General features: G+C 54.0%; 11 protein-coding genes. 7 read left to right on the top strand and 4 right to left on the bottom strand.

The genetic code is table 11. The annotated features are described in order from the left end of the window. Positions 1-12 precede the first annotated feature (12 nt). Both OJ965_RS21150 and OJ965_RS21145 read right to left on the bottom strand, forming a co-directional pair. Positions 13-501, bottom strand: a complete 489-nt coding sequence (locus OJ965_RS21150; protein ID WP_009093258.1) for an Hsp20 family protein — start codon at positions 499-501, stop codon at positions 13-15. A 171-nt stretch (positions 502-672) separates the two neighbouring features. Then, entirely contained in the window at positions 673-912 is a 240-nt protein-coding gene (locus tag OJ965_RS21145; RefSeq protein WP_009093257.1) for a hypothetical protein, read from the bottom strand. 367 nt (positions 913-1,279) lie between these two features. Between OJ965_RS21145 and OJ965_RS21140 the strand changes: the two genes are divergently transcribed. The 3 genes from OJ965_RS21140 to OJ965_RS21130 all read left to right on the top strand — a co-directional run bounded on the left by OJ965_RS21140 (position 1,280) and on the right by OJ965_RS21130 (position 5,163). Beyond that, a complete protein-coding gene (locus OJ965_RS21140) occupies positions 1,280-1,504 on the top strand; it encodes a DUF3606 domain-containing protein (RefSeq protein WP_009093256.1) in 225 nt (74 codons plus the stop codon). Between the two features lie 518 nt (positions 1,505-2,022). Then, positions 2,023-3,807: an EAL domain-containing protein gene (locus OJ965_RS21135; protein ID WP_046103066.1), complete on the top strand. Its 1,785-nt coding sequence runs from the start codon at positions 2,023-2,025 to the stop codon at positions 3,805-3,807. A gap of 168 nt (positions 3,808-3,975) precedes the next feature. Continuing rightward, positions 3,976-5,163, top strand: coding sequence for a diguanylate phosphodiesterase (locus OJ965_RS21130; protein ID WP_265139306.1), 1,188 nt, complete (start codon positions 3,976-3,978; stop codon positions 5,161-5,163). A 1,262-nt stretch (positions 5,164-6,425) separates the two neighbouring features. Here the strand turns inward: OJ965_RS21130 and OJ965_RS21125 are convergent. Continuing rightward, positions 6,426-7,499, bottom strand: a complete 1,074-nt coding sequence (locus OJ965_RS21125) for a RepB family plasmid replication initiator protein (protein WP_009093253.1) — start codon at positions 7,497-7,499, stop codon at positions 6,426-6,428. A gap of 1,287 nt (positions 7,500-8,786) precedes the next feature. Then, positions 8,787-9,476 carry an NmrA family NAD(P)-binding protein gene (locus OJ965_RS21120; RefSeq protein ID WP_265139305.1) on the bottom strand — a complete coding sequence of 230 codons (690 nt, stop codon included), beginning with the start codon at positions 9,474-9,476 and terminating at the stop codon, positions 8,787-8,789. Positions 9,477-10,170: 694 nt separating this feature from the next. On the opposite strand from OJ965_RS21120, the gene OJ965_RS21115 reads away from it, so the two are divergent. From OJ965_RS21115 to OJ965_RS21100, 4 genes are all read left to right on the top strand, one after another. After that, positions 10,171-11,373 (top strand): AAA family ATPase, encoded by a 1,203-nt coding sequence (locus tag OJ965_RS21115; protein ID WP_009093252.1) that lies wholly within the window; start codon positions 10,171-10,173, stop codon positions 11,371-11,373. Then, the gene (locus OJ965_RS21110; protein ID WP_154929237.1) at positions 11,370-12,341 is read left to right on the top strand and encodes a ParB family protein; all 972 of its coding nucleotides are present in this window, start codon (positions 11,370-11,372) and stop codon (positions 12,339-12,341) included. Before OJ965_RS21115 ends, OJ965_RS21110 begins: the two co-directional genes overlap by 4 nt. Before the next feature lie 184 nt (positions 12,342-12,525). After that, positions 12,526-13,452 (top strand): aminoimidazole riboside kinase, encoded by a 927-nt coding sequence (locus OJ965_RS21105; protein ID WP_265139304.1) that lies wholly within the window; start codon positions 12,526-12,528, stop codon positions 13,450-13,452. A 158-nt stretch (positions 13,453-13,610) separates the two neighbouring features. Then, a complete protein-coding gene (locus OJ965_RS21100) occupies positions 13,611-15,125 on the top strand; it encodes a carbohydrate porin (protein WP_265139303.1) in 1,515 nt (504 codons plus the stop codon). Positions 15,126-15,132: the final 7 nt, after the last annotated feature.

The raw sequence follows: 15,132 nt of genomic DNA, 5'->3' as shown, positions 1-15,132 counted from the left end.
GCCCTGCAGCTATCAGTGATGCTCAAGCGTACGCGGACCGCCGATGGCAATCGGAATGCGACGCGGTTTCTCGCTCTCCGGTATCTCCTGAATCAGATCGATACGGAGTAATCCCTCAGCCAGACTGGCTCCGGTGACCTTCATATGCTCCGGAATGGAAAAGTTCAGCTGGAAGTCGTGACGCGCTATCCCGCGATGGATCCAGCCGCCGCTCTCTTCCCGGGCCTCGCCTGTCGATTCCTGCGACGCTTTTTCCCTGTGACCGGCGATGGAAAGACGCCCGCCACGTAACTCGATCTCCAGCTCATGCTCTTTCCAGCCAGGCGTGCTGACGGTCAGCGCATAGTGGTTATCCTCCACGCGCTGCAGATCATAAGCGGGAACGGAGGTGACCGGGCTGTCACCCGTCAGCTGACTGAACAATTTATCGATGCGGCTGAAGCGGTCTGAAAAAACGGAATCAGCCAGCGAAGGCAAAACTGAAAAGGGTTGTAGTGACATCGTGATAATCTCCTGAACAGGTTCATCCAAAAGTTCATCTGACCGGTTTCAGATTCCCGATCACCTTCAAAATAGGGATTAGCGCTACATTTTCAAGCCGGGAAATAGATTTTTTTCCGCTTCTCCGGATCCTGTTATCACCGGGAGTCAAATCAGGATAGCGGGCTGCCGCTATTTTTTATTCTGCGGTGCAAGAACGAAATGAGGATGACGGCCGGCCAGCAGCAGCAGCAACTCATATTCACCCTGACTCAGTAACGCAGGATTGGCTGCAGCTTCTTTCGTCTGCCAGACGCGCAGACTGAGGTCGAAACGCTCTGCGGCGCTCTGCTGTGACAGCCCGGCGGCCAAACGAAGTTCACGCACATTACTCTGAACAGCCACAGGCGGCTGAGGGGGACGATTAACCAAAAAGGACTCCTTCAACATGATGAAACCGCAAAGGCGCAGCGCTTCGCCTGTATAAAGCGAAGCGACCCGGAAGTGGCCCTGCGAATTGACCTGAGAATAATTGACCATTTTAAATAAATGTCAAATTCCGGATTCTGCATTCCGGCAGGATTTCTTTGTAAACGAAACGGGTAATTCTGCCCCGCCGGCGACTTTTCTATTTTTTTAGAGTGCCTTATTGCGCCAGCCAGGAATAGTCCTGATATTTGACTTAAGCGCGATTCAGGGATTAATCCGCTAGCTCAATGCCTCACTCTTCATCACGATAGCTGTTTAGCCTGAGGATGCTGCTCAGCAGGCACCATCAAAAATACGAGGAGGATAATAAATGAAAAATCCTATCCAGCGTCGCTCACCCGACGATCTGTCACGGGTAGAGATCCGTGAACAGTGGCAAATCACTTACTGGACTCAGGAGCTGAAGACGACTCAGGAGAGGCTGACACGTGCGATTCGCGAACAGGGATCGCTGACCGAACAGGTGCGTGCGTGGCTGGAGCAAAACCCGCCACCCCGGCGTCCGTTACAGTCCCGTAACGGCATCAAACGTTAACCTGATTACTGCCTGACGTGCTGCGTCAGTGGCAGCCCGGCGGCGGATTGGCCTGCCTCAGCCATCACAATGGCGACAGGTTATCTCTGCCGGAGTAACCCGGTTTTCTGCTTTTACCAGTCATATTAACAGGTTATCTTTCTCACCCGTCTCTGCTCAGCGACGCGGTTCCGCAGCCTGTCGCGGCTGCAGGGTTCAGACTGACTTAGCAAAACCATTCACGCTCCTGAATGCATATTGTTCTGCTGCCCTGAAATAAATATTAAAAAGTCTGAAATCACGCGTTTTCTGAAAATGACAACAACATGTAAATATTAACGCCTCTCTTCGATTAAATTTTCGAATCGTAAACACGCTTTTAATGCGTTAAAGAAAATATTAAGAGACAGCTGCCGCAGAGTCACCTATCATTCAACGGAAAATAAAAAATACGCTATATTTACTGCCGCCTGATCGACATTTCAAACGGGACAGTTTTCTTTTTCGCTCCGTAATCAACCGGTGCGGGGTATACACACATGCTTAAGAATTTAAACGGCGATGATGAACGCAGAAGCCGTGCTATACAGGCGTTGCGCAGTCCTGATGAAAGTCGCGATGACGTCCTGCGGAAATTTGTCCGTCTGGCGAGTCAGGCACTGGGCATTCCGGGCAGCTTTATCTCTGTTCTGGATGATGAGTTTCAGACCGTGCAGGCCTCACACACATTTAATCTTCAGCGCTCGACGCGTGAAGATTCTCTCTGTCGCCACGTGGTCGACAGTAACACGCCTATGGTCGTGCCCGACACCTGGCACGACCCGCGTTTTGTCAGGCATCCCCTGATCACCGGCGCACCCTTTATTCGCTTCTATGCCGGCGTGCCGCTGAAAACGCGCGATAACATTATTCTGGGTACGCTGTGTGTGACCGACACCGAGCCGCATGTGTTCACCTCTGACCAGGTCATCACGCTGACCCTGCTCTCCACGCTGGTCATGTCTTTTCTGGAAGCCTGGCATGCGGCCGGGTTTGTCGATCCGGTAACCGGACTGCCTAACCGCCAGCGTCTGATCCGGGATTTGCAGTATCTGGCCGTGGCGGGCGACATCACACCCCGCCGCCTGGTCCTGATTGATTGCATTGATATGTCACGAGCCTATGAACTGGCCCGCACGATGGGAATGGGTCCGGTTGAAAGCCTGCTGAAAGATATGGCCACCCTGCTGCCACTGCGGCTGCGTCCGGCGGTGGGCGAAATGCTCTATACCGTGGCCACCGGGCGGTTTGCCATCCTGACACGGGCAGACAGCCGCCTGAGTGCCGCCTGGGTGGCCGGTCGTCTGGAGGGTATCAGTGCAGATGTGGATGATGGACTGTCGGTCGCGCTGACACCGCACACCGGCGAAGCGGGCTTTGTGGCCAGTCAACTGTCGGCACCTGAGGTATTACGTCGCGCCGTCAGTGCCCTGAACGATGCGGTCGGACTGGGGCTGCCCTCGCAGCGCTATGACGCCGAGGCGCAGACGCAGCATGCTGACGATTTACTGCTGATGAACGATCTTAAAGCTGCGCTGCGCGACAACGTCGGGCTCTATATGGTTTACCAGCCGAAAATCTGCCTGCAGAGTGGCAGACCGGTGGGGCTGGAAGCGCTGATCCGTTGGCAGCATCCTACCCGGGGTGAACTCTCGCCAGGTGCCTTTATCCCGCAGGCTGAACAGACCGAACTGCTCTCTGTGCTGACGGCCTGGATTATCGATCAGGCGGTAGCCCGCCTGAGGCGGCTCAGGAATAGCTGCATCCAGCTGCCGTTAACGATTAACGTCAGCGTGAACGACTTCTCGCAGGAAGGCTTTGCTTCAGCACTGGAAAGCAAGCTGGTCAGGGCTAAGCTCCCCACCTCACTGCTGGGCATTGAGTGTCTGGAAACTGAACGTATCCTTGAAAGCCCTGATGCCCTGCGCGGGCTGGAGAGACTCAGAGAATGTGGATTTACGATTTCGCTGGATGATTTTGGCTCGGGCTACAGCAATATCAGTTATCTGCGCCGGATGCCGCTGGATGTTATCAAGCTGGATCGCTCCCTGATCAGCGAGCTCTCTTCCGATACTGCCTCACGCATCATTGCCCGCAGCATCATCGCCATGCTGAAAGAGCTGGACTACACCGTGCTGGCTGAGGGGGTCGAGTGTCCCGATGCGGTGACCTCGCTGACAGAGTATGGTTGTGACCAGGCACAGGGCTACTTCTATTCCAGACCGCTGAACGAAGAAGCGCTGGATCACTGGCTCAACTGGAAGCTGCGCGGAGAGCCCTGCTGAGTGACCGCCTGCACGTACCGGATCTGTCAGCCGGAACGTCACCCGACAGCCGCTGCGCTTAGTGCTGCCTGCCCGTGTGCACGCCGTGCTACAGTCAGTAAGGAAAGATGAAACATTTTTTAAACAGTGTTAGCGTGTGCGCTATATTCACCTAAAGCGGAGCTGCACATGCTGACTACCATTATATACCGCAGCCATATTTCCGATGATTTTCCGGTCAGAACCCTGCCTGAGATGGTCGATCACGCCAGCGAAATCAACACTGCGCACGACGTAACAGGCATCCTGTTATTCAACGGCACACACTTTTTTCAGTTGCTTGAGGGGCCGGAAGCGGGCGTTCAGGCAGTCTATCAGCGCATCTGTGCCGATCGCCGGCATCATAATGTCGTGGAGCTGATGCGCGACTACGCACCTTCCCGCCGGTTTGGTAATGCGGGTATGTCGCTGTTTGACCTGCGTGAACATGACCGCTCGTCGCTGCTCCAGGCGGTGCTGGACAAAGGGACCTCGAAATATCAACTGACCTATGATGATCGGGCACTGCAATTCCTGCGGACTTTTGTTGAGTCACGCGAGAAGGAGAACTATTACGAGGTTCTTCCGCCCGGTTACTGGGAATTCATTTCAGAGCATAACGAGGTGCCGGATTCCCGCCCTGAAACAGAAGGCGTCAGTTTCCGCCCGGTCGTCGATCCGCTGGCTCGCAAGGTTACCGCGATTGAAGCCACTATTGTCAGAGCGGCGTCCTCCGATGCAGCCTCAGACGCCCAGCTTCACGCTGACGATCTGGAGACCCTGAAAAAGACATTCGCCCATGCAGGTCAGGTCTGCCCTGATGGCATGACGCTCTACGTCAGCCTGCTGCCGATGACGCTGGTGGTGATACCCGATGCCGTCACGCAGATTGTGGCCGCCATTCAGCAGGCGGGGCTGGTGCCGGAGCAGGTGGTCATCGGCGTGAGCGAAACGGCAGTTATCTCGCAGCTGGCCGCCTTCTCTGAAGCGGTTCGTGCGTTGAAAGCTGCCGGGATCAGCCTCTCTATCGACAATTTTGGAGACGGCTCCGCCGGGCTTTCGCTGCTGACCCACATTCAGCCGGACCGTATTCGTATCGACGCCGGGATCACCCGCGACGTTCACCGTAGCGGCCCCAAACAGGCGGTGGTTCAGGCAATTATCAAATGCTGTTCTGCGCTGGAAATCACCGTAATCGCAGCCGGTATCGTCCAGGCCGAGGAGTGGATGTGGCTGGAGGCGGCTGGTGTGATCAACTTCCAGGGCACCCTGTTTGCTGCCGCTGGCCGTTACCAGGCTGAATCGGTCGCCTGGCCGGAATACCGGGAGGCGATGTAACGCAACCTGCCTGAACAGCAACAGAGCGGCTGGCGCGCCGGCCGTTTTGTTGCCTCACTCCTGACAGTCCTCACACAGTTCACTGATTCACTTCCCTGCCCCGTCTCCTGCCCCTGACCTGCTATATGAGCTTTTTACAGCTTGACGTTTTGACAGCGTATTTCTGACCAGACAGGCACAGGAATGAGGGATAACCACTATAGCGAGTAATGTTGCTTCCCTGCTGCCTGCATAAAGGCAATTTGTTGCATATTTACACACCGGCAAAGGCGTAATGTGCCAGATATCCACTATAGCGAGTCAATCGCTGCACAGCTCAGCATCAGTAACCACTGTAGCGAGTAATGGTGCCAGTGAGAGTTCCTGCTCAGGCGGTTCAGCGACGGGAAACAGGCCAGCAACCACTATAGCGAGAAGACTCCTCAGGCAGGAGGCTTGTTTACTGTTGCAGGGACTCTCTGAGGCCATTTTGGGTGCATCGGGCCTGTCATGCGGGTCAGTTCTGTGGCGGTAAGTCTTAAGGGAACCACTATAGCGAGTGATGACTGAGGCAGAGCATCGTCTTGATATTTTTCTTGAAGCCTTATCTGACAGGGAATATAACAATAGTAAGCGCTCACATACAAGGTAAGCCGCTAAAAGGGGGGGTCGGGCAGAAACAGTAACAACCACTATAGCGAGTAAACCTCACCTGCCTGTTTCCGTTTGGCAACCACTGTAGCGAGTGTGTTTACCCCTTAAAACGCTATTATCTGATCATTAACTCACCGCTTTAGCGATAAAACAACCTGATAACCACTGTAACGAGTAGCTCACACGAGAGGAAGAGCATGGGAATGGCACGATTAGCTTCGAAAACAGAAAGGGTAACCACTATAGCGAGTAAGTGAAGCGCGCGCTGCGCGATAAATACCTGCCCTGCCCCGCTTCTTCTGAGGCATGAAGACGTCCAGCCGGATAACCACTGTAGCGAGTAAAGCAGAGAAATCTCTGTGTCAGACGTACTCATCATCACCTTTAACAGAAGAGCAACCACTGTAGCGAGTTAACACTGGCTGCGTCGGTTAAAAACGACACAAGGCAGATTAGGTGGAGGCCACAGCGATTGAGCGGGATCTTTGAGCGGGCAGCGGGTGGATAACCACTGTAGAGAGTAACGTAACTCGCTACAGTGGTTGGGTCAGGCCTTCCTGACATCCCTACTCTCAGGCCGCGAGCGGAAAGGGCTATCACAGGGAACGAGGCGTGCTAACGTCTGAAAATTATTGCTTTTTTTGCTTCCTGATTTTGTTCAGCAGCTCTTTCTCCTCACGTGACACCATCACCAGCTCGCTGCTCTCCTCTTCCATCACGGCTTCAGGCTGGCCGACATCAATAACAGTCGGATCGTTGTAGAGATCGTCGAACTCATCCATTTCGTCATCGATCAGACCAGACTTGCTGAGCGGCAGCTCGGCCGGGCGCAGCTTGGGGTGACGGTAATGGACCCAGAAGTAAACCGATGAGCCGCGCCGGGTTTCTGTGTAGTCAAGGTATCCAATCTCTTTCAGCTGCTCCATGGCCTTTCTGACGGTGGCGTTCTGGGTGATCACACGCGAAGTGAGGTTAAGTCTGGCACGCAGCCGGGCCATGGATATCGGCGCCGGTTTAGGCGGAAGACTCTCAATGAAGGTGTAGAGCGCCTGGGCCGACTCTTTACGTGCCAGCTCATTGATGGCTTTCAGCTGCAGCAGGACTTTCCTGTCGAACTGGTAGAGCTCAAAGATTTTGGGATCGGCCTGTAAGGTGACCGTGTCCTTTTTGATGCTGTATTTGGCAGACTGCACCAGATGCGTGGTGTAGTTCTCGCCACCCTTGCTGGTAAATGTCAGCGTATTGGAGGCAATACGGGTCAGGGAAGCATCCAGACGGCTTCTGAGCTTCGAGGAGAGACGCACAGAGGGTATGCCACACAGTTTGGCGAATTCAACGAAAGAGAGCGTTACCGTGTCTCCCAGACACTCATGCGTGGCGAAGGCACGGATGATCCCCACCCAGGTTTTGAAATCGTTATCCATATCCAGGCGGGCACCCAGAATCTTGATGTTGTCATACCCTTCCGAGCGGACCAGGGATAACTGTTTAAGATCCTGTGTCACATCCATGGCATTCATCTGGTTTTTCTGACTGCGCGCCGTGGATTTCAGCGTCGGAACAAACAAGCCAAGTCGCATCAGCGCGACCGGCTGAACGGTGTTATTGCTGTTAGGCGTGAGAGTAACAACCTCGCCAGTGCGTTTGTCTGTTTCGCTAAATGCATCCGCTATGTTCAGGATATCGGGTTCTTTTCTTGGCATCAGGCAGATCCGTGTTATGAACAGGCAACAGCCGCTGTTACTCGATACAGTGGATACTATCACTCACTATAGCGGTTAATCTACTTACCGCAGTGGTTATTTCTCTCACCACAGTGGTTATCTTACTCGCTACAGTGGTTGCTGACAGGGCCTTAAGCCAGCGCTGTCAGGGCCTGGCCTGCTACAGGGATCTTTCAGGAACTATTAATGATCTTATGAGGATCGCTTACTGGATCGAATCGGTGGATAAACGTGTAAAAACGGGCTGTTAAACGTTCATTTTCAGAAAATCAGATCAGCCACCAGCCTCATATATTCAGAGCCAGCCTGAAAACAGGCTGTAGCTGATAGCACTGCTGTTTATCCACCGCTACCAGGGCCGTCTACTCGCTACAGTGGTTGTTCACTACTCACCAGCGCGGTTACTTCTCTCGCCATAGTGGTTGTTATGCTCTCCGCAGTGGTTGTTTTTCTCGCTATAGTGGTTATTGATCCCCTCTCAGGCCTTGTGTCACAAGGCTCAGGCAGCTGCGGGGATCTGTTTAGGATCTCAATTTGATCTATTGAGGATCGACCAATTGGATCTGGCCTGTGGATAACGGGGATAAAAAGACCCAAACCAGACGCTATTCCCGTCTCAAATGAAACTGCTTTTCTGCCGTGATTCAGCGTTAAGCCGTTTCAGCAAACATGACCAGACCCAAAGCCTGACACAGGAGGGTTTAAACAAACTCACCGAAAAACAAAAATTATCGTCAGCGGGGTTTCCAAAGCCTGACACAGGAGGGTTTAAACAGGCTCACTGAAAAACAAAAATTAACATCAGCGGGTTTCCCGGGTGAGTACTGCGCTTAAGTTGTCGATCAGCCATCAACTTTTTCTGAAGAGAAAAAACGTAAACTCACCCTGAAAAAATTCAATTAAGGTATTGATTTATATGATTTTATTTTAATTTTTCATGATGAAAACACCGTGAATCATTGCGATATTCAACTGACATGCAATGAAAAACTTTTGCCGGTAAAGGGAAATTACACAGCAGTAAAGTAAAAGTCAGAATGCGAGAGCAGAGTGATTGCCAGAAGAAGAGAAGTTCAGGCTTACCAGAAAAGAATCCGATCAACAGCGCAGTAGTCAATTCGGGTCTGGATAAAAAGGCGGGAATTTATCTGCATATCATTTGCTATTGAATACATTCAGCTAAGAAAATGAAGTGCGGGATCTCAGAGAGGACGGTTTTAACCGCCCTGATCCTTATCCCGCCTTCCGGTTAAACTCCCCCCTTTTTCATCCGGCCAGAGCCGTTTCGCGGTAAGAATGCAGATTACGGCCTGGCATTTTAACCAGACGCTCGCGGTCGCCCTCCTGAGGGATCATGCCGTCGCTGACGTAGCGTTCGGCCATAATGCGCATTTCATATGCCATACACACAGGCATGAAGTTCGCCATACTGGCCTCAAAGCCGCCCGGATCATCGCCTCCATAAGCAATGGGGCGGCCCAGCACCTCAGTCCAGATCGCAGCCACATCAGCGCCGGTGAGGATGTCAGGCCCGACTATATTGATTGTCTTAACAGGCAGTTTCCCCGACGCCCGATCGCGACGAATCAGTTCAATGGCAGCTATTTCAGCAATATCACGGGCATCAACCATAGCCACCCATTTGGAACCGATGGGCGTCGGATAAACAGACCGCAGGATGGTGGCGCTGAAGCCCAGAGTTTCAGGCATACGCTCTGCGCCGAACTTTACAGCAAAGTGAGGCACGTTTACGGCCTTATCAGCATCAAACCCCGACAGGTAAACGACCCGGTCAATTCCGGCTTCCCGGGCTACATTTAGCGTGATCAGGGCCTCAGTGAATTCATCCCCGGTGACAGCATTCAGAAGAAAAAGCGTGTCTACACCAGCGAAGGCTCTACGCAGAGAATCGATATCAAGCAGATCTTTTTTTAAAGACGTCCACGCCGGTTGCAAAGCCCGAAGGTAAAATGCTTCGTTGAATTCATCTGTAGCAGATATAAGACGGGCTGGTTTATGCCATAAGAAAGAGAAAGGTTAAAACTGATGATCATCCCCGAAACCAGACGCCTTATCACATCGCACGCACTGTGCTTACAGCTTCTTCGCCTCTGGTAGTGATCTGGTTGACGCCGGACACAACGGCCTACAAAACAACGTTTTACTCCCCCGCCTTCTTGCTGCGCTGTCAGGCAGGTTTAACTAAGAAAAGGATTTTTGTAAACGATTACGCCGCTGAATAAAATTGTGAGGTTCGCCTTTCAGTAAGCGTGGTTCAGAATTCATTGCCGGTCTGAACAGCAAAATGGAAAAGCACCCTGTCTGACCATGCACAACTGCAATTTTCACCAGGCGATTTCACAGTTTACTTATTGATAAATAATAACTATTTTACGATTTTCATGATGAAAACACCCTTCTCACGGCGTTGCCTGCATCGGAACGCCACATCATAAAGACGCTCAGAGCTGGCTGTATCCTACAGAAAATGCCCGCGCCATCACTCCGCTCCCTTCTATACCCTGCCTGATTTCCCGACGATTTCTTATCGTCTGCACTGAAAAATCCAGGTTTTTGGCATTTTTCTAAAAAATTGGCAGATATGCGCTTTTTGTGTAGTATGCCAAAAAACATTAAATCAGAGGGGCTTATGAAGCGTGATTATGGTGGCGTGCTGGAAATGGCCACGCGCGCCAATTCCATGTTACATGGACTGAGTAACCATATTGAGCAGCAGCGTCAGGAGTTTAACCAGACCGGTTTTTACCAGACCTTCTCACGTAATGCCGTTGCCAATATGCCTTTGCTGAGCAAGCACGCGGTCGTCGCGGCTATCGGGGATATGGAAGCTGCAGGCTACCAGTTTGGCAAAAAACAGACGGGCAGTACCTCGCAGTATGCACTGACCATTCAGAACGTCGTCGACATTTATCAGCACCGTAAAGTGCCGAAATATCGCGACCGCCACGACGGCCCCTTTGTCGTCTTTGTTGTCAGCCTTAAGGGCGGGGTCTCTAAAACGGTCAGCACCGTTACGCTCGCCCACGGTATGCGCGCGCACCCCTCCATGCTGCATAACGATCTGCGCATCCTGGTTATCGACCTGGACCCGCAGGCATCAAGCACCATGTTCCTGAGTCATACCAACAGCGTGGGTTCCGTTCTGGAAACGGCCGCTCAGGCGATGCTCAACGATCTCGATGCAGACCAGCTTCGCGAACAGTTCATCAAACCTACCGTCATGCCTGGCGTGGATGTTATCCCGGCGTCAATTGACGATGGCTTTGTGGCCAGCGACTGGGAAGAGCTGGTTGCCGAACACCTGCCGGGGGTCGCGCCATCCGAAGTTTTACGCCGTAACGTCATCGATCGTCTGGCAGGTGATTACGATTTTATCTTTCTCGACACCGGCCCGCATCTGGATTCCTTTATGCTAAACGCGATCGCAGCCAGTGATGTGCTGCTGACGCCTACGCCACCGGCCCAGGTCGACTTCCACTCCACGATGAAGTATCTGACCCGCCTGCCGGAAATGCTGGAGCGTATAGAATCTGAAGGCGTTGAACCGCGACTGAAGGCAAATATCGGCTTCATGTCAAAAATGACCTCTAAACACGATCACCTGACTTCACAAAGCTATGCGCGGGAAGTCTTTACGAAATCGATGCTGGACTGCAGCTTACCGCGCCTGGATGGATTTGAACGCTGCGGTGAATCTTTTGACACAGTGATCAGCGCCAACCCCTCCTCGTATCCGGGCAGTGCCGATGCCCTGCGTAAAGCGAAATATGAAGCTGAGCAGTTCTCAAGGGCGGTATTTGATCGCATCGAATATATCAGGAGCACCCTGTGAGCAAACCTATACAGCGCATTGGCCGCAAATTTGGCGACTCCGCGATAGCAAGCATGATCGACAGCAGCAGCCAGTCGCGGACTTTTACGCTGAAATCGGGCGCGAAGGCGACCTTTGTGCGTCAGCTGATCCCGCATGACGATATCGAAACCCGGACCAGCGTAGACCCGGCCATTAACGGACGGGACCAGAGCAGCCTGACACCGGAGTCGCTGCAGGAGATCACCCGGACCATTACCCTGCAGCAGTTTTTCCCGGCCATTGGTCGCGTGAACGGTGACAAAATTGAGATCATGGACGGTTCCCGCCGCCGCGCCGCCTGCATTCTGTCGGGAGCCAGTCTGGAAGTCCTGGTAACCGCCGATGCGCTGAGCCTCGCGGATGCGCGTCAGCTGGCCGCGGATATTCAGACAGCAAAAGAGCATAACCTGCGCGAGCTGGGACTGCGCTTTATGCTGATGAACGAGAACGGCATGAGCAAATCAGAGATTGCTAAAGCCGAAGGCATCTCTAACGCCAAAGTCTCCCGCGCGTTCCAGGCGGCTGCCGTACCCGCCGAATTTATCGGCCTCTTCCCGGTGGTATCGGAACTGACATTGCAGGACTACCAGTTACTGCTCGACGTCTGGGAGGAAGCAAAGGCGGAAGCCGCAGACATCACGGAACTGGTCAGCAGGATTGAGCAGCAGCTGGAGGCTGAGGGTTCACTGCTGAGCGCAAATGCAGATGAGAAAAAAAGTGCCATTCTCAATGCCTTTAAAAGCGCCCGTCGCCAGTTAAAAAAGCCCGCGCCGGTCAGCAAAACGGTGACGGAAAAACTGGCCACCTTTACCACAGCAAACACCTACGCGCGCCGTAAAACCAATGACGAGAAACGCACCGTACAGTATGAATTCAGTCGTCTGCCGAAAGAGATCGCTGAGCAGATAGATGCATCGATCCGGCAGATTCTCGCCACCATGAAGTAACCTGCCTCGCTTCAGCGTAAACGAAACCGGCTCAGGCCGGTTTTTTTATATCGCTTCACTACCTCAATGACCTGCTCGCAGCTGTCAGCGAGGTATCACTCCAGCAGAAGAACACTTGAAGTTGGCATCGTTTCCCGCTATAGCTAAAACGGTTTAGCGTTCAGGTCTGATCAAAGGAGTATGTATGTCAGTTCGCGTGTGGTGCCTCGGCGATGCCGTGGTGGATTTACTTCCCGAAATGCCGGGTCGGTTAATGCAGTGTCCGGGCGGGGCGCCCGCCAATGTCGCAGTAGGCGTCGCGCGTCTGGGGGGAAACAGCGCGTTTATCGGTCGGGTTGGCGCGGATCCCTTTGGTGAATTCATGCGGCAGACGCTGCAGGAAGAGCAGGTCGACACCAGGGCCATGATAAACGATCCCCGGCACCGCACCTCAACGGTGGTGGTCGGGCTGGATGAACAGGGCGAACGCTCCTTTACCTTTATGGTGCGGCCAAGCGCCGACCTGTTTCTTGAACCGGGCGACCTGCCTGCGTTCGGCCGCGGGGAGTGGCTGCACTGCTGTTCCATCGCCTTAGCGGCAGAGCCTTCGCGTACTACCACGCTGAAGGCGATGGAACAGATCCGGGCCGCAGGCGGGCATGTCAGTTTTGATTTGAATCTGCGCCACGACCTCTGGCCCGATCCCGCACTGCTGCAGGCGGTGGTGAGCAAGGCGCTCAGTCACGCCGACGTCGTTAAACTGTCAGATGAAGAACTCGATTTTCTCTGTCCGGAGGGTGAAGCGGCCGGGCGCATGCTGCAACTGGCGTCGCGTTATCAGATCAATTTGTTGCTGGTGACGCGGGGCAGGGAAGGGGTGCTGGCCTGTTATCAGGGCCGGGTTGCGCACTACAGCACCTCCCCTGTGGTCAGTGTCGATACGACAGGCGCAGGCGATGCCTTCGTGGCGGGGTTATTGTGGGAACTCGCAAAGTCGGGTCTGCCCGCAAATGAATCGCAGCTGGCCCGCGCGCTGGCGAGTGCTCAGCGCTGCGGTGCACTCGCCACCACGGCTAAAGGTGCCATGACTGCACTCCCCTGGCTCCACCAGCTTCAGGAACTGACGGAGTAATCCCTGCTTTTTTACCCCTGTTTTGCGAACTATCTCACAATCACTAAACCGGTTTAGCTATTTTCGTTGCGAAGGGAAATTACCCGTGGCTATGATTTGGCCTAAACCGGTTTAGCAAAAAGCCGGTGATGATAGCCTCCTCTCAGGGACATAAAAAAATGAAAAAAAGCACCATTGCAGTGACCCTTTCTACCCTGTTGCTTTCCTCTCCCGTCTGGGCCGATTCCAGCATGAGCAGTATCGAAGCCCGTCTGGCAGCCATGGAGCAGCGGCTTCAGGCGGCCGAGCAGCGGGCGGATGCCGCCGAAACCCGCGCGCGGGCTGCTGAGAAGCAGGCTCAGCAGCTGGCGGCGGTTCAGCAGCAGAATCAGGCCTCTGCCGCTCAGGTCGAACAGCGCACCGCGAAGCTGGAGCAGCATTCGGCCGATGAAGGCGGCTTTGAATTTCACGGCTATGCCCGATCCGGCCTGCTGATGAACAGTTCAGCCGCGAAAACCCAGGGCGGTCCGACCGTAACCCCCGCCGGGGAGACCGGCGGTCACGTTGGTCGTTTGGGTAATGAACCGGACACCTACGTTGAGCTGAATCTGGAGCATAAGCAGACGCTGGCCAGCGGGGCCACAACCCGTTTTAAAGCGATGCTGGCCGACGGGCAGCGAACCTATAACGACTGGACGGCAGCCAGCAGCGACCTCAATCTGCGTCAGGCGTTTGTCGAACTGGGCCAGCTGCCTACTTTTACCGGCGCCTTCGACAACGCCACCGTCTGGGCCGGTAAGCGTTTTGACCGTGATAACTTTGATATCCACTGGATCGACTCCGATGTGGTGTTCCTTGCCGGAACCGGTGCCGGTATCTACGACATGAAATGGCGCGATCAGGCGCGCAGCAACCTCTCTCTCTATGGCCGTACTTTCGGCGACATTGAAAACAACGAAAACACCGCGCAGAACTACATCCTGTCACTGAATAACTTTGTCGGTCCGGTGCAGATGATGGTCAGCGGCCTGCGGGCAAAGGATAACGATGACCGCCGGGATATTGACGGTAACAAAGTCAAAAGCGATGCAGCCAATACCGGCGTCCACGCGCTGCTGGGCCTGCACAACGACAGCTTCTATGGGCTGACAGACGGTTCGTCGAAAACTGCACTGCTTTACGGTCACGGACTGGGGGCGGAGGTGAAATCCATTGGCTCTGACGGCGCACTGCTGCCGGAGGCCAGCACCTGGCGTCTGGCAAGTTACGGCATCACGCCGCTGGGCGGAGGCTGGCACATTGCGCCTGCTTTACTGGCGCAGCGCAGTGACGACCGTTACGTCAAAGGGGACAGCTACGACTGGGCGACGGTCAACCTGCGGCTGATCCAGGAAATCACGCAGAACTTTGAGATGCAGTATGAGGGCTCCTATCAGTACATGGATCTGCGTCCGCAGGGGTATAACAATCGCAACGCGGTCAGCGGCAGCTTCACCAAGCTCACCGTGGCGCCCACGCTGAAAGCCGGTGATGTCGGTGACTTCCTCAAGCGCCCGGAAATCCGGCTCTTTGCTACCTGGATGGACTGGGATCACCGGCTGGATAACTATGCCAGTGACGATGCCTTCGGCAGTAAAGGGTTTGATGCCGGTGGCGAATGGAACTTCGGCGTTCAGATGGAAACCTGGTTCTGACCGGCTG

Origin of the sequence: Pantoea anthophila, assembly GCF_026104315.1 — a bacterium.
GTDB lineage: Bacteria > Pseudomonadota > Gammaproteobacteria > Enterobacterales > Enterobacteriaceae > Pantoea > Pantoea anthophila.
This window is presented reverse-complemented; position numbering and strand designations above follow the sequence as displayed.